The 21,174-nt window shown below is 53.3% G+C and carries 15 protein-coding genes; 13 read left to right on the plus strand and 2 right to left on the minus strand.

Going from position 1 to position 21,174, the window contains the following annotated elements:
* Window positions 1-204 precede the first annotated feature (204 nt).
* Entirely contained in the window at window positions 205-3,024 is a 2,820-nt protein-coding gene (prsT, locus tag NP590_RS00550; RefSeq protein ID WP_256600184.1) for an XrtA/PEP-CTERM system TPR-repeat protein PrsT, read from the minus strand.
* A 180-nt stretch (window positions 3,025-3,204) separates the two neighbouring features.
* Here prsT and parC point away from each other — a divergent pair, with 180 nt between their 5' ends.
* Window positions 3,205-5,445 (plus strand): DNA topoisomerase IV subunit A, encoded by a 2,241-nt coding sequence (gene parC / locus NP590_RS00555; RefSeq protein ID WP_256600185.1) that lies wholly within the window; start codon window positions 3,205-3,207, stop codon window positions 5,443-5,445.
* Between the two features lie 618 nt (window positions 5,446-6,063).
* Here parC and NP590_RS00560 read toward each other — a convergent pair.
* Window positions 6,064-7,113, minus strand: a complete 1,050-nt coding sequence (locus NP590_RS00560; protein WP_256600186.1) for a hypothetical protein — start codon at window positions 7,111-7,113, stop codon at window positions 6,064-6,066.
* A gap of 96 nt (window positions 7,114-7,209) precedes the next feature.
* Here NP590_RS00560 and NP590_RS00565 point away from each other — a divergent pair, with 96 nt between their 5' ends.
* The 12 genes from NP590_RS00565 to NP590_RS00620 all read left to right on the plus strand — a co-directional run bounded on the left by NP590_RS00565 (window position 7,210) and on the right by NP590_RS00620 (window position 21,070).
* Window positions 7,210-8,514 carry an esterase/lipase family protein gene (locus NP590_RS00565; protein WP_256600187.1) on the plus strand — a complete coding sequence of 435 codons (1,305 nt, stop codon included), beginning with the start codon at window positions 7,210-7,212 and terminating at the stop codon, window positions 8,512-8,514.
* A gap of 167 nt (window positions 8,515-8,681) precedes the next feature.
* Window positions 8,682-10,100, plus strand: a complete 1,419-nt coding sequence (locus NP590_RS00570; RefSeq protein WP_256600188.1) for a DUF2252 domain-containing protein — start codon at window positions 8,682-8,684, stop codon at window positions 10,098-10,100.
* A gap of 36 nt (window positions 10,101-10,136) precedes the next feature.
* On the plus strand, window positions 10,137-11,327 hold the full coding sequence (locus tag NP590_RS00575; RefSeq protein ID WP_256600189.1) for a hypothetical protein: 1,191 nt from the start codon (window positions 10,137-10,139) through the stop codon (window positions 11,325-11,327).
* A 196-nt stretch (window positions 11,328-11,523) separates the two neighbouring features.
* Window positions 11,524-13,500: a sigma 54-interacting transcriptional regulator gene (locus tag NP590_RS00580; RefSeq protein ID WP_256600190.1), complete on the plus strand. Its 1,977-nt coding sequence runs from the start codon at window positions 11,524-11,526 to the stop codon at window positions 13,498-13,500.
* A 155-nt stretch (window positions 13,501-13,655) separates the two neighbouring features.
* Window positions 13,656-14,090: a putative quinol monooxygenase gene (locus tag NP590_RS00585; RefSeq protein ID WP_256600191.1), complete on the plus strand. Its 435-nt coding sequence runs from the start codon at window positions 13,656-13,658 to the stop codon at window positions 14,088-14,090.
* Between the two features lie 10 nt (window positions 14,091-14,100).
* Window positions 14,101-15,789: a DUF3300 domain-containing protein gene (locus NP590_RS00590; RefSeq protein ID WP_256600192.1), complete on the plus strand. Its 1,689-nt coding sequence runs from the start codon at window positions 14,101-14,103 to the stop codon at window positions 15,787-15,789.
* A 116-nt stretch (window positions 15,790-15,905) separates the two neighbouring features.
* Window positions 15,906-16,874, plus strand: coding sequence for a DUF2950 domain-containing protein (locus NP590_RS00595; RefSeq protein ID WP_256600193.1), 969 nt, complete (start codon window positions 15,906-15,908; stop codon window positions 16,872-16,874).
* A 103-nt stretch (window positions 16,875-16,977) separates the two neighbouring features.
* A complete protein-coding gene (locus NP590_RS00600; RefSeq protein ID WP_256600194.1) occupies window positions 16,978-17,409 on the plus strand; it encodes a hypothetical protein in 432 nt (143 codons plus the stop codon).
* Window positions 17,410-17,415: 6 nt separating this feature from the next.
* Entirely contained in the window at window positions 17,416-17,652 is a 237-nt protein-coding gene (locus NP590_RS00605; protein ID WP_256600195.1) for a hypothetical protein, read from the plus strand.
* A gap of 199 nt (window positions 17,653-17,851) precedes the next feature.
* Entirely contained in the window at window positions 17,852-19,786 is a 1,935-nt protein-coding gene (locus NP590_RS00610) for an esterase/lipase family protein (RefSeq protein ID WP_256600196.1), read from the plus strand.
* A 90-nt stretch (window positions 19,787-19,876) separates the two neighbouring features.
* Window positions 19,877-20,527, plus strand: a complete 651-nt coding sequence (locus tag NP590_RS00615; RefSeq protein WP_256600197.1) for a SpoIIAA family protein — start codon at window positions 19,877-19,879, stop codon at window positions 20,525-20,527.
* A gap of 9 nt (window positions 20,528-20,536) precedes the next feature.
* On the plus strand, window positions 20,537-21,070 hold the full coding sequence (locus NP590_RS00620) for a DUF4136 domain-containing protein (protein ID WP_256600198.1): 534 nt from the start codon (window positions 20,537-20,539) through the stop codon (window positions 21,068-21,070).
* Window positions 21,071-21,174: the final 104 nt, after the last annotated feature.

Consider the following 21,174-nt stretch of genomic DNA (forward strand, 5'->3'; position numbering starts at 1 on the left):
ATCTTTAAAAAATCGTTTTCTCTGCCACCATTTCGAGACGGTGGGAGATGTCCGTAAGTAAAGGGCTCGATTGAATTTTGGTTAAGCAAATTCAATGCCACTTTGTGTTTTTCACCGTATTGCTTCATCTTTTCTTAATCATGTCGGTAGTTTCATAATACCGGACAGTGGAAGTGTAAAAATTTCCGACAGCTTGGGTGGGTACTATTGACTCAGTTTTTCCAGTAAGGACCGGGCGTGTTCAATATCCTTGAACGGTAAATTGGACTTTACGATTTGTTGCAACTCTTGCATGGCTTCGTCCTTGCGACCCAATTTATCCAGTGCCACGGCGATGTGATAGCGGATTTCCGGTTCGTTTGCCATGCGGGAATGGGCGTTGCGCAGATAATGCAGGCCTTGTTCCGCTTTTCCGGAATTGACCAGGATCCAGCCCAGCGTATCGTTGCTGGAAGCCTGTTCCGGCGCCAGTTGCTGGGCCTTTTCCGCATAACTCAAGGCTTTGCCGTCACCGGTGTTGAAATAGATATAAGCCAAATTGTTTAGGAATTGCGGCTCGTTTGGGTATCGGGAGAGTAGAAATTCATAGTGTTTTTGCGCTTCCTTTAACTTGCCTTGTTGCAATAGTTCTTCGGCCAACGCAGCTATCGGCACCAAGTCCTGGGGATTTTTTTTGGTCCACTTCGACAACAGGTCGAAAGCTTTCTGGCTTTGCCCGATTTGTTTCAGGCTTTGATAAAGTTTCATCAACAGGGCGGTATCGGGCTCAAGATCGAAGGCGGTTTGGTAGCGTTGGGCCGCCAGGTTGAAGTCTTGATCGCGCGCGGCAATGTCGCCTAGCAATCTATGTGGAAAGCCGCGTTGCGGATACTCCTTGAGCAGGTAGGCGGCTCGATTGCCCGCAAGCACGGGTTTGCCGTAATTAAGCTCCAATTCCGTCAGCGCGATTTGCGACGGGATGTGTTTTTCATCCGCCAGTACGGCTTTTTTCAAGGTTTTGACGGCATCCACGTGATCGCCGGCTTGCATTTGATAGCGGGCAACGCTGTAAAGTTTTTTGACATTGAAATGGGCTTTATCGGCCATGCGCCGATAAACGCTCAGGGCTTTTTCACGGTTATCCGTGACCAGATAAGCTCGCGCCAATGCCTGTAACAGTTGCGGATCTTCCCTGTCGATCAATTCCGCTGCTTCGCCGATGGCGAGGGCTTCCAGGGCTCGTCCGGTTCTGATTTTTAAATCCATTTGCGCCAGCAATACCGGCATGGATTTTTGGTCGATCTTGCGGGCGGTCTCCAACCATTGATTGGCGCTGTCGTTGGCGCCGAGCGCCACATCGACCGTGGCCAACTCAATCAATAGCGCAATATTGTCGGGAAACTGTTTGTTAAGCTTAAGCAAGCGCTGCTTGGCCTGATCGACTTTCTTCTCGGCCACATCCAATTTGCTCAGATTGATATGGGCGGTGATAAAGCTCGGGTCGAGCTCGATTGCCTCTTCAAAACTGCGGCGGGCTTGTTTCAGGTTTTGGCCGGCAATTTGGGCGGTGCCCAGCAAATTCAAAAGTGTAAGATTTTTCGGCAGTCTGTCGTGCATACCCTGGGCAACCCGTAGCGCATTTTTAGCGTCGCGGTTTTCAATATAAATCGCAACCAGTGGGATGCCGGCTTGGGTGTTGGCGGGATTTTTTTGGATAGCGGCTTCCAGGTCCCGGATGGCGAGTGTTTCCTGGCCCATGGACAGGCGGTTGAGGCCGATTTCGGCATGCAGGCTGCCGTCGCCGCCCTCGCCATCGGCCGAGGCTTTTTCCAGCAAGGCATGGGCTTGATCGTGCTTGCCGACATTCATATAGGCTGTGCCAAGTAAAAACAGCAGGCGGTGGTCGCTAGGGTTGCCGGTAACGATGGGCTTCAACAGATCAATGACCGCTTCGGGCTCGTTTTTGTTCAACAGAATAGTCGCCAACAATTTGTAGGGTCCGGTCTGGCCTGGATAAGTTCTTACGTATTGACGCAGATATTCGGCCGCCAGATCGTAGCGCTGTAGGCTGTAGTTGATCAGTCCGGACAGCATCAAGGTTTGGCTGTGTTGGGTCAGGTACTCCGGTTTGACCGAGACAATAATATCCGCAGCGGTTTCCAGTTCCTTGACGGAAGCCTCTTTTTGGCCGTTGCGGGCCAGTGTTACGGCATGCAGATAGGCGGCCTTGGGGTCGAATGGATAGTTTTCGCGCAGATAAGTCAAATCCGCCATGGCGCGTTGATCCTGGTTCAAGTCCATCAAAATGCCCGCCCGGGCAATCCTGGCATCCTGGTAATCCGGAAGTAATTCAATGGCTTTGTCATAGTCTTTAATCGCATTTTCCAAGTCGCCCCGTACATGCTTGATGGTGCCGTTGACATACCAGATACCGGCATTGTCGGGTTGCATGGACATGGCTTTATCGACAGCCTGAGCGGCGCCGGACAAATCGTTGCCGCGAATCAAGGCATTGGCTCGTCCGATGACGGCATCGATGCGCTCGGGATCGATCCGCGCCGCTGTGTCGTATTCGTTCAATGCTTCGCTGACCTGATTGAGCTGCAAATAAGCATGGCCGCGGAATACGTGTAAATCCGGCTGCAATGCGACGCTGAATTGACTGGGCTGGATTTCCTTCAATAACAGTGAGTATTTGATTTGATACAGATATAGTTGAGCCAATGCCTTGACGGTTAGCGATCTGTCCGCGCCCAATTGGTTGGCCAGATTGATATGCACTTCCGCTTCGGAAAGCGACTTTTTCTGTAAGAACAATTCGCTCAGCAGAATGTGTGCCGCCACATAATTCGGATTTTGCTGCAGCGCGTTTTTCAATTCAATGATGGCGGCATCGACATCCGGCTTTCTGACGGCGGCAAGGGCGTTTTCATAATATTTGCCGGCCAGATTTTCATCGGCTATCACGCTGACGGGGAGATTAAGGACGGATGCCAGGATCAGGCAGGTTAATAAGCTATTTATTGGTTTCGATGAATTTGGCATCTCGGCTACCGACTGAAGTGACTATGCTCATAGCATAACGGCAAAGCGCATCGAAAAATAGCTCATGAATTTAAAGCGATAACTGATTTGCCTTTCCAAGCTTTCCCTTCATGCCTCGCCATCATGCGGTATCATTCCCGGCATTTTTGACTAACTTCGAGTTTGGATTTTTGACACAGCATGGGCGTACAGGAAAATTTTGAACAACTGCCTTTAAAGGAATTCACCGAAAAAGCCTACCTGGATTATTCCATGTACGTGATTCTGGACCGGGCCTTGCCGCATATAGGCGACGGCCTCAAACCCGTGCAGCGCCGCATCGTCTATGCGATGTCGGAGCTGGGCTTGACGGCGCTGGCCAAATACAAGAAATCGGCCCGCACCGTCGGCGACGTGCTGGGTAAATACCATCCGCACGGCGATTCGGCTTGTTATGAGGCCATGGTGTTGATGGCGCAGGATTTTTCCTACCGTTATCCGCTGATCGACGGCCAGGGTAACTGGGGTTCGCCGGACGACCCCAAATCCTTTGCGGCGATGCGTTACACCGAATCGCGCCTCACCGCCTATGCGCAAACCCTGCTTAGCGAGTTGGGCCAGGGTACGGTGGACTGGACCGACAATTTCGACGGCACCCTGAAGGAACCCAGCCTGCTGCCGGCCCGCTTGCCGAACGTGCTGTTGAACGGCACCATGGGCATCGCGGTGGGCATGGCCACCGACATTCCGCCGCACAATCTGCGCGAAGTCGCCGCCGCCTGCCTGCAATTACTGGACGATCCGCAAACGCCGCTGGAGGGTCTGCTCGAGCATGTGAAAGGCCCTGATTATCCCACCGAGGCGGAAATCGTCAGCCCGGCCGCCGACATTCAAAAGCTGTATTTGACCGGCAACGGTTCGGTGAAGATGCGGGCCAAATACGAGCTGGAAGACGGCAATATCGTCATCACCGCGCTACCGCATCAGGTGTCCGGCGCCAAATTGCTGGAACAGATCGCCGCCCAGATGCTGGCGAAGAAATTGCCGATGATAGAGGACTTGCGCGACGAATCCGATCACGAGAATCCCACCCGCTTGCTGATCATCCCCAAGACCAAGCGCATCGATGTCGATGCGGTGATGTCGCATTTGTTCGCCACTACCGACCTGGAGAAAAACTACCGGGTCAATATGAACATGATAGGTTTGAACGGCAAACCTCAGGTGAAAAATCTGCGGCAAATTCTGGCGGAATGGCTCGGTTTCCGTACCGAGACCGTGCGCCGGCGTTTGCAATATCGGCTGGACAAGGTGCTGGCGCGCCTGCATATTCTGGAAGGTTTGCTGATTGCCTATTTGAACATCGACGAAGTGATTGCCATCATTCGCGCCGAAGACCACCCGAAGCCGGTGTTGATGGAACGCTTCGGTTTAACCGATATTCAGGCCGAAGCCATTCTGGAACTGAAATTGCGTCATTTGGCCAAGCTGGAGGAAATGAAGATACGCGGCGAGCAGGACGAACTGGAGCAGGAGCGCCAAGCCTTGGAAAAAACCCTGGGTTCCGAGCGTTTGCTGAATCGATTGATTCGCAAGGAAATCGAGCGCGACGCGGAAAAATACGGCGACGACCGCCGTTCGCCCATCGTTGCCCGCGAAGCCGCCCAGGCGCTGGACACCACCGAACTGGTCGCCAACGAACCGGTGACCATCATTCTGTCGCAAAAGGGCTGGATCCGAGCCGCCAAGGGTTACGACATCGAGGTGGAAAGCCTTAGTTATCGGGCCGGCGACGGCTATCTGTCGGCCGCCAGGGGCCGCACCACCCAGCCGGCTTACGTGCTGGATTCCACCGGCCGGGTTTATAGCATCACTACCCACGATTTGCCGTCTGCGCGCAGCCAGGGCGAACCGTTGACCGGGCGCCTGAATCCGCCGCCAGGCAGTTTGTTTACCGACGTATTCAGCGGCCAGCCCGACGATTGGGTGTTGATGGCCAGCAACGCCGGCTATGGTTTTCGGGTGCAATTGAAAGAACTGATGACCAAGAATAAGGCCGGCAAGGCCGTGTTAAGTTTGCCGGCCGGCGCCAAAGTCCTTACGCCGACCGCCATTCCAGGTGCCGATGATTTGCTGGCGGTGGCTACCCTGCAGGGCCGCTTGCTGATTTTTCCGGCGCGGGATTTACCGGAATTGGCCAAGGGCAAGGGCAATAAATTGATCCAGATCCCCGGCGCGGACCTCGGTTCAGGCAAGGACGCCGTGGTGGCGGTAACCGCGCTGCCGGTCGGCGGCGAGCTGAAAGTCCTGTCGGGCAAGCGCCATGTCAGCCTGAGAGGCGGGGATATCGAGCAATACAGCGGGCACAGGGCCAATCGCGGCACAGCCTTGCCGCGCGGATTTCAGAAGGTGGATGGCTTGGAGGTTGGCGGCCTAGCCTGATTTCGCGCGATTTTGCAGCATTGCCCGGCCAGGCGATCATGAATGCCTTTGCTTCGCCCCGGGTCATGAAAGTAGTATCCCTGAGTATGTTTGCTTGCCGCCGATGCCTGTCCGACAAGCAACCCTCCCAATTTTTTACTTTCACGGTAACGTTCATGTAGGCCGGGCGATCGCCCCGGCAAATGAAAGTAGTGCGGCTGGGCACGGTTCCTCGCCGGACAGGACGCCGTAAATACGTCCGTGTAGGCTCGACGGTAGCATCCTTGCCGCCGACGCCTGTCCAACAAGCAACCGTACCCGCTCGATTTTTTACTTTCAGAGTAACGTTCATGAAGGCCGGGCGATCGCCCCGGCAAATGAAAGTAGTGCAGCTGGGCACGGTTCCTCGCCGGACAGGACGCCGTAAATACGTCCGTGTAGGCTCGACGGCAGCATCCTTGCTGCCGACGCCTGTCCAACAAGCAACCGTACCCGCTCGATTTTTTACTTTCAGAGTAACGCTCATGAAGGCTCGGCATCGCCCCGGCAAATGAAAGTCAACGGCGTTATGTCGTTAGTATTTTGGGCGTTTGCCGCGTGACTTTCAGAGTAACCCAAAGAGTGAACCGGTCGCGTGGGTTAGTTTTCTTCCGCAACCTCGGCCGGCTTGCGTTTCAAATCTTTGTTGAGCCGTTGCAAACGTTTGATCATTTCTTTTTTCATTTGCTCGCGGCCTATCGAATGTTTCATGCCGCTGCCGAATCCGGCCACTTGATCGGTGGAGGTGCGGGTGGAATAAAACACCAGAGTGCCGTCTTTATAGGGCAGGCCGCCGGCGACTACATGGCTGGAGTTATAGGAATGGCCCACGTAAAATTGCCGGGAAACAATCAAGCCGCCCGTCGCGCTGGTGGCGATGATGCGGTGGCTCAAAATGGCGGTGGGGCGGTCTTCGACATTACGATTGAGCCAGACAAATTGTTCGCTGGTGTCGGCTGGCAGTGGCGCGGGATAATTCAGCCAGACTTGCTGCAATTCCGGGAAGTAACCGGCCCAGGCTTTGCTGTTGACCGCATCGGTACGCAATTCCGCCGCCGGATCGGCGGTGCTGTCTTCGCGGCTATAGGCGGGAATGCCGGCCAAACCATTTTTTTGATACGCGTGCAGGCGTTGCAGTAAAAATGCCCGATAGGTTTGATTGGCGGTTTTTAGCAAGGTTTTGTTGTCGGCATCGCCCATGTCCAGGCTTTTGAGTGTTTCAAATTCAGCCTTGGACAGATTAAATTCGCTACCCGGTTCCGCGTTTAAAAATGCCTTGGCTTCATCCAGCTGCTTTTCGGAAAAACCAAACTTTTTGAAGCTGGCGGCATCCGCTTTCGCCGGCAGTAAACCGGTGGCGATGATATCGCCTTCACTAGTGCTTAAATTGCCTCGTTTGATGTAGTCGACAATTTTCGGCAACGCGACCGGGATGATCATTGCCACGCCAATGGCGAGTTCTTTCTGACTGGTTTCGCCGACGTCGTAACTGACGATGTCGCCCTGTTCCAGGCGTGGGATCAAGGCTTGGCTGATGCCGAAGTTTTGCAGGGCTTGTTCGGGCGTTGGCGCTTCCCGAGCGAATGCGGCTTGACTGAATGCCGTACATGCCAGCAGAGTGAGTGGTAAAAAGTTTTTTATGCTTAACATAGGCTTATCCGGTCATTGTTTGAAATCGCTATAGTAGTCGCCTTTGTCTGATTTGACAGCCCTAAAACCGAATTTCCATTCTCCTGGGAGAACCTTATGCACCGAAAATATCATTTGCTGGCGATGCTGTTATTGAGTGTCGGTGTCTTATCCGGCTGTGGCTTATTGGCCGTTCAAGAGCAGCATGAAAAAATTGCCCGTTACTGCCAAATCTACGGTACGGTAAAACCTGAAGTGGATGATGGCAAAAAAATCATTGTGGTACTGTTTAAAGTCACGGCGCCGGATCTTAAAAATCCCGTGAACTGGAGCGTATTCGATCACTTTGTCAATGATGGCCACGGGAAGTGGTTCTTTTCGACTGCTCCCGGCGAATATCTGGTGGGGGCGTTCAAGGACGTCAACGGGGATTTGGTCTACCAGCTGGATGAACCGGTTTTTGCGCCCGTTCGCGGCAAGATGATTCAATGCCGGGCGGGCGACGTCAAAACCGGTAACGACTTGATCATACCCGAGCAAGGCCGTTCCAACGCGGCGGCGCCAGTGGATATTTCCAGTCTGCAAGTGCGCAGCACCAAGCAACAGCTGGATATTTCGCTGGGTCAGGTGACGCAGGTTGGCGCCATCGCCGCATTGGACGAACCGCGTTTCGCCGACGCGGTGGCCGAACAAAGTCTCTGGAAACCGCTGGATTTTTTGATCGAAGGCAACGCCGGCATCTATTTTCTGGAACCTTATTCCGCGCAAAAAATGCCGGTGCTGTTCGTGCATGGCATCAACGGCACGCCGCGAAATTTCGATTATCTGATTCGCCAACTCGACAGGAGCCGGTACCAGCCATGGGTGGTTTATTATCCCTCTGGCGCCTACATCGATAATGTGGCTCGCTATATCGATCAAATGCTGCAGCAATTGCAGGTCAGGTATCAATTCGACAAAGTTGCGGTGATTGCGCACAGCATGGGCGGCTTGGTATCGCGTAGTTTTATCTTGCAGCACTTGGAAACCGTCAACCATCTGACGATTCCACTGTTCGTATCGATTTCCACGCCCTGGAACGGCCATGCGGCGGCAAAATTAGGCGTGGATCACGCACCCACCCCCGTGTATTCCTGGGAGGATTTGGCGCCGGGCAGCCGCTTTCTGCACGATTTGTTTTATACCGGCAACGGAGAGGAGGCTTCGCGCCGTAAATTGCCGGACACGATGTCGAAACATTTGTTGTTTTCGTTCATTGAAAGCCAGGCGGGCGACGGTACCGTGAGTTTGCTCAGCGAATTACGCGCGGAAGCCCAGGACGAAGCCGATCGCATCCATGGATTTCCGCAATCGCATATGGGCATACTCAACACTCAGGAAACGGCAAACTTGCTGAAGCGATTATTGGATAGCGTTCGTTAAACGGCGATTCAGCCGGTTTTTTCGATTGCGAACGGCGTCCATGCTTGCTGTTTGAAGGTTTCCCGGCGTATTCGCGGGCAGCCAATTGTTTATACGTAACATCGAAAATTTAACCGGAAATGGGCTATAAGTAGCAATAGTCACCCAATAAATAAAGGAGTTATTTTATGACCAGGAACAAGAATAAATCCAAGCAAATGGGTTCCGGTTCGGCGGCAACGGTTGCCAGCAAAATTGAATTTAGATCGCGCGAAGAGCGCCTTGCCATCGGCAAATTACTGCGTGACAAAGTGCCGCGCTCCAGTCACGCCGCTTGGGTGGCGCCAGCTAAGCACCGCGACCCTATTGAAATCCTGGAAGAATCCAACCGGGAGCGGATTCCGGAACTGGTGCCGATTCGTTACGGACGCATGTTGCGCAGCCCATTCACGTTTCTACGCGGTTCGGCCGGTCTGATGGCTTACGATCTTGCCGGCACGCCGAGCACCGGTTTGCGCGTGCAAGCCTGTGGCGATTGTCATTTACTCAATTTTGGTTTGTTTGCCACGCCTGAGCGCAATCTGATTTTTGATATCAACGACTTTGACGAAACCTTGCCGGCGCCCTGGGAATGGGATCTAAAACGTCTGGCGACCAGCTTTGCCGTCGCTGCCCGTGACCAGCGCTATAGTGATGACGAAGCCCAAGCTATTGCCGTGGAATGCGCTCGATCTTATCGGGAACACCTACGTGACTATTCGAAAATGAATCCCTTGGAGGTGTGGTACGACCGTTTGGATGCCGAGACACTAATCGAAATGGCGCCTGATGAGAAACTGCGGAAAAAGCGCGAGCAAATAACCGAAAAAGCCAGACAACGGGTCGGCGATCAACTCGCGCCTAAGATTGCGGTGACGGTTGGGGGCCGCCACCGCTTGCTCGACCAGCCGCCGGTACTGTTTCATATTCAGGAGGAGGATGCGGAGCGACGGATGCGCGAGGGCTTTGAGGTGTATAAAGCGTCGCTTTCCGACGAGCGCAGAGTGTTATTTGAACGCTATCGTCTGGAAGACTTTGCAGTGAAAGTGGTGGGTATCGGCAGTGTCGGCACCCGTTGCATGGTGGGATTGTTTTTCTCCGCCGAAAACCATCCCTTGTTGCTGCAGATCAAGGAAGCCGGCCCCTCGGTATTGGAGCCCTATGCCGGCAAGAGTAGCTATGACAATCATGCTCGGCGGGTGGTTATGGGGCAACGATTGATGCAGTCTTCCAGCGATATATTTTTAGGTTGGTCGAGGTCGGAGCAAGGCCGTGATTTTTTTGTGCGCCAACTGCGTGACATGAAAATGTCGGTGCCGATCGAAGGCGCCACGCTGCAACAATGTAATATCTATGCCGAACTGTGTGGCTGGACTCTGGCGCGCGCGCATGCCCGCTCGGGCGATGCCGCCACAATCAGCGGCTATCTGGGTAAATCGGATCGCTTCGACCGGGCGATTGGCGAGTTTGCCGTTGCTTACGCGGAACAGAACCAGCGTGATTACGCTGTTTTGGTGGATGCCGTCAACTCAGGGCGGGTTAAAGCGCTGATAGAGGAAGATGAATGATGGGCGCGGAATGTCAGCTTTGGGTTGAGGTACAAGATGACAGAGACAACAGAATCAAATCGGGCTCGGGATTTTTCTTTAGTGCAGGGAGGGCCGTTATTTCAGTTATTCGTCCGCAGCCGTTTATCGACCGATGCCTTGGGTTGGCTTAAGCGCCGAATCCTGTTCTTGATATTGCTGACTTGGCTGCCTCTGTTGATTCTTTCGCTGCTATCCGGACAAGCGACCGGCAGCGGGGTGCGGGTTTCCTTTCTGTACGATCTTGAAATGCATATGCGTTTTTTAGTGGCCTTGCCCTTGTTGTTGCAGGCGGAGTGGGTGATTCATAACAGACTGCGGCCGGTGGTCGCGCAATTTATCGAGCGAGGTATCATCACGCCGCAAAACCGCGCTCGCTTCGATGCCTGCATTCAATCGGCGCTGCGCTGGCGGAATTCATTGTTGATAGAGATTGCGCTGGTTGTTTTAGTGTTCACGCTGGGGCATAGGTTTTTTTTCGAGCAGAATACTTTGAATACCAGCATTTGGTATGCGATTGGGGCCACAGCCGAATTGCAGTTGTCCCCGGCGGGGGTTTGGTTGGCTTACATCAGTTTGCCGGTTTATCAATTTATTTTTTTGCGTTGGCTGTTCAGGATTTGTGTTTGGGCCTGGTTTCTCTGGGCTGTGTCTCGTCTCGATCTGTATTTGGTCTCGACACATCCGGACAAGGCCGGCGGCTTGGGCTTTCTTGGTCAAAGCGCCGTGGCCTTCATGCCTTTTTTACTGGCCCAGGGGGCTTTGCTGTCGGCGATGATAGCAGAGCGAATTTTGTACCAAGGATCTGAACTTATGGCGTTCAAACAGGAAATTGCCGCCTTTATTGTATTTTTATTGATTTTAGTCTTGGGGCCCTTGAGCGTGTTCGCGCCAAAGCTGGCGCAAGTCAAGCGCCAGGGCTTGTTAAGTTATGGCGCGCTGGCCAGTCGCTATGTCCGTGAATTCGATAACAAATGGCTTAGGGGCGGCGCCGATAGCGAGGAAAGCTTTATCGGCAGCGCAGACATCCAGTCTCTGGCGGACTTGAATAACAGTTTTGAAGTGGTAAAGAGCATGCAAATACTCCCATTCGGCAGGCAAACAGTGATCCAGCTGGCGCTGGTGGTACTTCTGCCTTTGCTGCCACTGCTTCTGACGATCATTTCGCTGGAAGAGTTGGTGAAGCGGCTGGTCAGTATTTTGTTGTGATAGTGCGGGTTACATTGTTATCTGATCGAGCGGGTCGGGACACGGACGTCCACAGGTTCGCCATACCCGCCTGGAAACGGGGAGCCTGCCCGAGATGACGGTTTTTGACAGGGTTGATGCGTCATTCCAATCAGGACAAGATTTGATCAAGTGTCTTGTTTGAGTGCATAAAAATTACCAATACTTATAGGCTTCTATGACATATCAGAATAAACACCTGGCCGTAAACGAATTGGAACCGCAACTGCGGTTTCAAGCCATGCTGGCTGAACTCTCAGCCGACTTCGTGCGTGTTTCCAGTGATGAAGTTGATGATCTTGTTCAGGAAAGTCTGCGCCGGATTGCGGAAAACCTGGAATTGGACCACGTCGCCGTGGGATTGTTATCCGAGGACGGTCATGACTTTTACTCGAAGTATCAATACGCCAACCAATCTTGCGTAAAACCTTGGTTGAATTCGTCCTTGAGGTCGGAAGGACCCTACCTCACCAAGACTCTGTTGGCCGGTCAGCCCTCTATCATGCATGACGTAGAGGAACTGCCGCCCGAAGCCACCATGGATAGAGAGGGATTTCTTCGTTACGGCATTAAAGCACACTTGGCATTTCCCATTATCGTAGGCGGTCATTTACGCGGTGGAATCGGCTTCGCCTCCTCGCGTCCGCGGCAATGGCACGACAATGTCGTGCGCGGGCTGGGTTTGATGGCTGATGTGTTTGCCAATGCGTTGGAGCGTAAACACAATTTTCAAGCACTGCAAAGTCGGGAAGAACAAATGCGACTGGCATCCGAGGCGGCCGATGTGGGGCTTTGGGTTTGGAATATTGCATCGGATACCATCTGGGCTACCGATAGGGCTAGGAAACTCTATGGTGTGTCGCTCGACCATGTCCTGAACATGCAACGCTTTTTGGCCTGCTTGCATCCCGACGATTGCGAACGCGTCAAAAACGTGGTGGAACAGGCGTTTCGAAGCGGCGGCGACTTTAAGGAAGAATATCGGGTGGTGCATCCCGATGGTAGCGAATATTGGATCTGTGCGACCGGCAAATGCCAATTCGGAGACTCTGGTCAACCCGAGCGCATGATGGGGGCTAGTTTAAATATCACTGAAAAGCGGCGCGTCAACGATGAACTCAGGGCTGCGCTCGAAGAAATTCAGAATTTGCAGGAGAGGATTCAGCAAGAAAATGTTTATTTGCGTGACGAAGTAGCAGAGCGCAAGGGCTCGAAAATCGTCAATGGTAGCGAAAAAATGCGGCGCATCCTGGAGCAGGTGACGCAAGTCGCCGCAACGCCGGCCTCGGTGCTGATCAGCGGAGAAACCGGCACAGGGAAAGAGTTGTTGGCGAGGGCTATTCATGAGGCAAGTCCGCGAAAAAACCGGTCCATGATTCAAATAAACTGTGCAGCGATTCCCGCCGCATTGATCGAAAGCGAACTTTTCGGCCGCGAAAAAGGCGCGTTTACCGGTGCGCTATCCAAGCAAATCGGACGTTTCGAACTAGCCAACGGTTCGACCTTATTTCTCGATGAAGTCGGCGAATTGCCCTCGGATGCGCAAGCCAAGTTGTTGCGAGTATTACAGGAAAAGCAATTCGAGCGCCTTGGTAATCCAAAGCCAATCAAGGTAGATGTGCGGATCATTGCCGCGACCAACCGCAACTTGTCTCAAGAAGTGGCCCAAGGCCGTTTCCGTGAAGATCTCTACTATCGATTGAATGTTTTCCCTGTCCGGATGCCGCCGTTGCGTGAGAGGCGGGAAGATATACCCAAGCTGATTGAGATTTTCGTCCAGGAATTTGCCGCTGGCATGGATAAAACGATCGAGGCGGTGGATAAAAACAGCTTGCAGACCCTGTGTCGTTATGACTGGCCCGGCAATATTCGTGAATTACGCAATGTCATCGAACGTGCCGTCATTCTGGCCAAAGGTCCGCTGCTCAAAATTGCGTTGCCCGTCGATGGCTCCGAGCCAGTTGCGAGATACTCCACACCCAGTCTGGCTTCGCTGGAAGGCGTCGAGCGCCAGCATATTCTCCACGTCTTGGAGGCTTGTGGTTGGCGGGTGCGCGGGCAAGGTGGCGCAGCCGCCATTCTGGGGCTCAATCCCAACACTCTGGAGAGCAGGATGACGAAGCTGGGCATTCGTCGTCCGTGTTTTGGGGAGTAGTATTATTTCGGATAAACCACGATATTTAGGGGTTTATGCTGGGATATAGTCAGGCGGTTCTTCAGTGATTTTCTTGTAAGCTATTGTTAAGTAATTAGTATTCTATCCGATTCGATTCGACTCTAAAGTGGCTCATATTCTGCACTGAATAAGCCATGATCGAACTACACCTCGTACTTAGGGTACCCCCCAATCAAACCCGTAACTTGACTGCCGCTTTCCAAGCGTTGGCAAAAAGCGCGCGCATTTTGCCGGGATGTATGAAGGTCGAAGTCTATAAAAACGTGGCACAGCCTCGTTACCTTTGTTATGAAGAAGTTTGGGAGTCGGAACCAGGGTTGCGCCGCATGATTGCATCGCATCACTTCAGTCAATTGGCTGCCTTGATGGAATTATCCAGCGAACCGCCGTCCTGCGAATTTCGCTTCATCAGCCAAACCTACGGGCTCGGTTTTGCCGAGCAAGTTAGGGGGCAATGTCTGATTGCCTCATGCGATCGGCAGTGGTTGAAACCGGTTTCCGAGCGGCTAAAAGTCTGCCCGCAGGAAGCGCATTCGTCTCGGCCGGCAATGCCGTCGACAAAAACCTGAGAGTGGCAAGATGAAAGCGATTAACGTTGAGTCCGAGCAAATAAATACTAATTTCCATAGGCATAACGGCGTGCTGTTGCGAGCCATGTTGATAGCCTTGGCTATGTTGCCGGCGGCATGCAACAAGGAAGAGCAGCAAGCCGGCAAAGTGCAGCCGCCTAGCCAGGCGCCGGTCGTACAGAGCGAACTGCTGGCACCGGCGGCAGTCGTCGCGCCACCCGCCAAACCGTTGAGCGATCTGGAATCTCTGGTTGCGCCCATTGCGCTTTATCCGGATCCGCTGCTGGCGGAGCTATTGGTAGCGTCAACCTATCCGTTTGAAGTGGTGCGGGCGGCGAGATGGCTGGAGACCAAGCCCGATCTGGCAACGCTGAGCAGCAAGGATTGGGATGCCAGCATCATGCGACTGGCCAGCGTGCCGCAAGTGATCAAGATGATGGACGATCATCTGGACTGGACCACGCAACTGGGCGATGCCTTTCTGGCCAAGCCTGGAGAGGTCATGGCATCGATACAGGCCTTGCGCAAGCGTGCCAAGGATGCCGGATTCTTGAAAGATACGCCGGAACAGACAGTCAGCACCGATAAGGTTGCAAATAACAACGTTTCGGCGGAAAAGATCAGCATCAAGCCCGCGAAAGCCGATACGGTTTACGTGCCGCAATATAAACCGGAGGTGGTTTATCAAGCACCGCTGGCGCAACCACCCGCAACAGTGGTTAATGTCAATGCCGCCGCACCCGCGCCGAGCTACTACCCTAGCTACTATCCGCCGACCACGACAACGACCACCGCCAGTTCCAGCAATGACAGCTGGATGAACTTTGCGACCGGCGCGGTGGTGGGTGGCTTGTTGACTTGGGGCATCATGGAATGGGCCGACGACGATGATTATTACGTCGGGCATTACTACGGCAATACTGTTTGCCACAGTGGCAATTGTTGGCACGGCGGTGGCGGTTATTACGGAGGCGGGGGGTATTACGGCGACCGCGGTAACGTCAATTACAACAAAAATATCAATATTTCCGGCAACGAAATCAACATAGACCGTGGCGGTAATTTTAGCCAGAATTATTTGCGGCCTTCCCAACTGCCGGCCGGTTGGCAATCCGACCCTCGGCATAGACGGGGGCAGCCTTATCCGCCCGCGGCACGGCAACGCTTGGGGCAAATACAACAGCCGGCTTTAGCCGGACAGCGGCTTGGCGCGGCGCAAACCTTGCCGGCTTCGGCCCGAGGCTTTGCCGAGACTGGGCCGCGTACATCGGCGACTAATTTGCCCGCCGAGCGGCGGCCTTCCAGTAAGGACATTCAAAGGCAGCTGGCGCAACAACCTGCCGCCCAGACCAAGGTGGGGCAAAACAAGCCGGCAGCGACGGAAAGGAAAAGTGCCGGCGACAATGCCTTGCAAGGGTTAAATACCCCGGGACAAATATCTCAACTGCAGAGTCGACGCGGTGCCGCTAGCCTTGGCTCAGCCTCTGGAAGAGGATTGGCCAAATCAGCGCAAATCCAGTTGCCACGTGCTCGGGAGACCCTGCAAGCGGCCCGGCCGAATGCGTTTGACGCGTCGCGTAACACGCGTGCCACTCTAAGCTTTAGTCAGCGTGGTGCCGCGAGCATGCAACGCTCGGTGAATGCCGGAAATCAGCGAACCTCGGCTGGTTTTCAAGGTGGAGGCGGCAGGCGTCGATGATGAATCCATGCACAAGCATTTTTCATGGGCTGGGTTGTTTGTGGCGTCATTCGTTATGGGTTCCCAAGACAATATCCGCCGATTCCATTCAAGCTTTCCAGATCGAGGTTTTCTCCATGAATCGCAAAACCACACACATATTGCTGACGGCCCTTATTTCAGCACCCTCAATGGCTCATGCAGATGCACAGTCGGCCGCGGAGGCTTTACCTGCCGTGGTCAATACCGTCGCCGCAAAGAATTTTTCCAATCCTGATGACGCTGCCAAAGCTTTACTGGAAGCTCTTGCCAGCAAGGATAACGCTCAGCTGATCGCGTTGTTCGGCAGCCAGAATGCGGAATTATTATCGTCGGGCGATGACGTTCAAGATGGCAACAATCGCGCGGAATTTGTTGCCTTGGCTCGGGAAAAAACGCGCATGGAAACGTCGGGCGAAGACAAAGCCATTGTGCATGTCGGCAACAACGATTGGCCGTTTCCGATTCCACTCGTAAAAACGGACGGACATTGGCACTTCGATGCCGAGCAAGGTCGTCAGGAAATTTTGAATCGGCGTATCGGCCGCAACGAGCTCAGCGCGCTAGCAGCGATGCGCGGTTATGTAGAAGCCCAATTCGAGTATGCCAATCTGGATAGGGACGGCGACGGTGTGTCCGAGTACGCGCAAAAGCTGCAGAGCGAACCGGGCAAGTTTGATGGCCTGTTTTGGGAAGTCGCGGAAGGGCAGCCACAAAGTCCGCTTGGACCGCTATTTGCTGAAGCCAAAGCCCACGGTTACAAAGTCAGGGAGGCCGCCGAAGAACCGGTCCCATTCCATGGCTATTACTACCGCATACTGGCTCGACAAGGTGCCGCTGCGCCAGGCGGTAAGTACGACTACATCATCAACGGCAATATGATTGCCGGCTTTGGCATGGTCGCCTTTCCGGCCCAATACGCTTCTTCCGGCATCATGACGTTTGTCGTCAACCATCAGGGTAAGGTCTATCAAAAAGATTTGGGGCCTAAAACCGCTGAGCTTGTCGAGAGCATCAAGGAATATAACCCTGATTCGACCTGGCAGCCATTTCAGGCGCAGGAATAAACCGCTGTGGTCTGGTCATCCATGCCTTGCTGGTAAGGTGAGGAAACTGTTGGAATCCGGGCCTGACGGTGAATTTAAATTTAAATAGATGAGGAGATATACCATGTTAAATCCAAACTTAATTCGTCTGGGGGTCGGTGTGTGCGGTATCGCGTTAGCTGGTCTGGCGCAGGCTGAGGTTCCCTATGAGCAGGCTCAAGCCGAGTGTCAGAGTATCGCCCAACAGCAAGCCGGCGCATCGGCTCCTGCTCAGCAACCGCAAGCCGGTGGCAGGGCTAAGGGAGCCGCGGCCGGAGCTATGGCAGGGGCCGCCAAAGGCATAAGCAAAGCCAACCAATATGGCAATGTGCCTGATCAGGTAGCCGAGGAATATACCCGAAATCAGATGCAGGAAGCCGCCAAGATGGGCGCCGCGGCCGGAGCCGCCAAGCAGCGTCAGCAACGCCGGCAAGAGCAGCAACAACAAAGTAATTCAACTGATGCCTATAACCAAGCATTCAATGCGTGCATGGCTGGGAAAGGGTTTGTTCAGTAAGTCTGGATGTTCAAATTTTGGGCAGCAGAAATGGTTCTCGATGGCGAGAGTTTCTCGGGTTTTTGTGGCCTAGTTCCAGCCCCCTGTTATGAACACGAAGCGAATTCATGCTGGGAAGATGTTTTCGATGCGCTTTCTACTATTTACGCCGATCGTTGGGCCGAACAATTCGTACAGATTGCCAACCGCAAGCCGGGCGAAGTGGTGACCGATCCGACCCCGTTTACGCTCAGGCCGTTTTAATGATGTATGCCACCCCTGCAGCTATGTTGGGGTGGCTTGGTGTTGCCTATCCTTGGTGCTGTAAGGATGTCGCCATGAATACACACGAGTAACTATTCACTGATCCGGCTTACGATAAGGTTTATGCTGCATTTACTGAATCATTACAACCACGATACCTGGAAATTCGTTATCCGATTGCTTATTTACCGTAAATGCCATGCTTAAAACAAATCTCCACATTGCGATCGCACATTTACTGACCGGGCCTTTCAGATTTTCCATATTAGCTTTGCTCGTCTTATTCATTCAGGGGTGCGCTACGCCAGTGGGCATTGAGCCGGTAGATATTCAGACCGGTTATCAATTGAATACCGAAAGCGCTTTGTCATCGGGGAGTCCTTCCGAAGCTTCAAAAATGGTGCTCAGGCGCAATGGACTGATGGACAGGTTCGAAAATGAACCGGAAAAGGTGCTTGCCGAACTCCATGCGGAACTTAAACCAACGGGCGACGAGGACAAATTATTCACATTGGCGGAATTGTCGTTGTTACACGCCCAAAAGACGGCTGACCACGCCTACTTCCTGGCGGCGGCGGTTTATGCGTGGTCGCTATTGTTTCCGGACGACGGTCAAACGATTCAGTTTGAACCTTCAGATCCGCGTTATCGCTTAACCTATGATCTCTACAATCAAGCGCTTGCGCAAGGCTTGGCAAGTCCGGAAGATGGCGCTACAGAAGAAGTCGAAGTCCAAATCAAGCCGGGGATATATCAATTGCCATTCGGCGCGCTGGATTTAAGCCTTGACCGGAATGGGTTATCCTGGGGCGGTTACAATCTCGAACATTTTATCTCGACTGCCTTCCTGGAAATTCGGGGATTCAGAAATCGTTACCGCAGCCCTGGGTTAGGTTCCACGCTTGCGGCCAGCATTTCTCGTGAGCATTTGGCCGCCAACATAGCGGGGGCTAACCGTTTGGGTCCTCAAACAAAAGTACCGGTGACCTTGCTTGCGCGTTTCAAGCAGGCTAGGTCTGCCTTGGCGACCGGGCAAATCAAGGGTCAACTCGCGTTGTATGCCAATGATCAATCCAAATCTGTTAGCGTTGATGGCCACGTACAGCCGCTGGAGATCGACCCTACCGCTGCTTACGCTTATCGGCTCAACGATAATCCCTTGTACAGCATGGAGATTCTCAATTTTATCAGGGGAGGCCTGTTTGCGGGCGCCATTCCGGAGGACCGGGCCAAGGATGGCTTGTTCACTATCTATCCTTATCGTCCCGGCAAAATTCCACTAGTGTTGGTGCATGGCACGGCTTCCAGTCCATTGCGCTGGGCCGAAATGATCAATGAATTAGAAGGGGACCCGCTCATCCGCGAAAAGTATCAGCTTTGGGTGTTTCTCTATGACTCTGCCAATCCAATCGCTTATTCAGCTGGCGTGTTACGGGAAGCGTTGGAAAATACCCTTAATGAATTCGATCCCGAGCGTAAAGATGCGGCTTTACAGCAGATGGTAGTCATCGGCCATAGCCAAGGCGGCTTGTTGACCAAGCTGACGGCAATTGACAGCGGCGACCGGTTTTGGAACCTGATTAGCGATACCCCCTTCGATAAGATCAAAGTCAGCCCGGACGTGGAGGCACTGCTAAAGCGCACCCTGTTCTTCAAACCCTTGCCATTTGTGAAACGGGTTGTATTCATCGCCACGCCGCAACATGGCGCCATGGCGGCCGCGTCTGAGTGGGTGAGAGGCGTGGTCGCTAAACTGGTCACGCTACCTCAGACCATGTTGCGTGGTTTAGCGCAAGCGGCCGCAGCCACCGGCGACGAAAAATTGCTGGCCAAATTGCGCAGACCGCCAACAGCGGCTGACAACATGAACCCCAATAACCCGGGCTTACAGACATTGGCATCGATTCCGGTAACCGCCGTTCCCGCCCATTCGATCATTGCCGTGGACGGTGACGGCCCGAAGGAAGAGGGGGATGATGGTGTGGTGGCTTATCTGAGTGCCCATATTGATGAGGCTGTATCGGAAAAAGTGGTGCGATGGAATCATTCATGCCAAGGGCAGCCGGAAGTGGTAGAGGAGGTGCGCAGAGTTTTATTGGAGCACTTGGCGACGCTTTCAATGGCGATCAACTGATACTTGCGCCGCTGGGCAAGCATTACGGTAGATTCAGTAAAGAGATCGACTAAAGCATTCATCCAATCCCATAAACTCAGGACATCCTTTATGAGCGCAGAAATCATCAGCCATTTTGATGGCATTGTAACCGCCAAAATCACGGGTAAATTGACGCAGCCGGAATTAACCACCTTGCAACAAAGCATGCTCGGCATCATAGGGCGGGAAGGAGGTATACGAGCCTTGACTGTCTGCGAAGATTTTCAGGGTGGGGCAAAAGAAGGCGAACGGGAAGATGTTTCCTTTCAAAACAACAGCGACCCGTATATCAACAAAATGGCGTTGGTTTGCGACAGAAAATGGGAGGATCTGGCGTTGATTTTTAGCGGGAAAGGCTTTCGGGAGTTTATTTCGAACCGGGCGACATCAATCAAGCACAAGCTTGGTTACATCAATTTTACTCTGAAAGTAAAAAATCGAGCGGGTACGGTTGCTTGTTGGACAGGCGTCGGCAGCAAGGATGCTGCCGTCGAGCCTACACGGACGTATTTACGGCGTCCTGTCCGGCGAGGAACCGTACCCAGCTGCACTACTTTCATATGCCGGGGCGATCGCCCGGCCTTCATGAACGTTACTCTGAAAGTTATGGTAGGAGCGACGCATAGTCCCGATTCGCAAGGCCATCATCGCGACTGTGCGTCGCTCCTACGAGACTACCTTTCATTTGCCGGGATGACTCACCTGTTTCATGATCGTTAGGAGATTACTATGCAAACACCATTACGGAGATATTTACTGGCCGGCAGCGTTTTTGTTCTGGCGGCTTGTTCCAGTGTATCCGTGAAAACGGACTATGATCAATCGGTAGCCTTTGCGCAATACCGCAGTTACACCTTGGCGCCGAGTACTGAAGCGGTAGGCTTGTCGCCATCCAGTGAAGCCGCGCTATCCGCAACCCTACGCAATCAGCTTGCGGCGCGCGGTGTTGAGGAGGTTGGTGAAAATGGCGATTTGCATATCGTGCGGCATATCTCGACCAAGGAAAAACTCAGCATCAATCAATCGAGCGCCGGAGGGCCATACCGCTATGGCGCATGGGCTGGCGGGCCGCAATACACCGACGTGTCGCAATATACCGAAGGCACCTTGATACTTGATTTTGTCGACAGCAAAACCCGTAAATTGGTATTCCGCGGCATAGCCAGCGGAACCGTCGGCGATCCTGAAGCTAATGCCGCCAAGATCAAAGAGGCGGTGGAAAAAATTGTCGCAAATTATCCGCATCCGCACACCGGCCAGTAACCAATTCAATTGCGCGGGTTTTCGTAATTCCGGGGAAACCCCGATATTTCGGGGGCTGATCTCGAGGGTGTGCGTGGCCGGCTTTTCTAATTCCACATTAACCA

The organism is Methylomonas subterranea, assembly GCF_024505185.1.
Taxonomy (GTDB): domain Bacteria; phylum Pseudomonadota; class Gammaproteobacteria; order Methylococcales; family Methylomonadaceae; genus Methylomonas; species Methylomonas subterranea.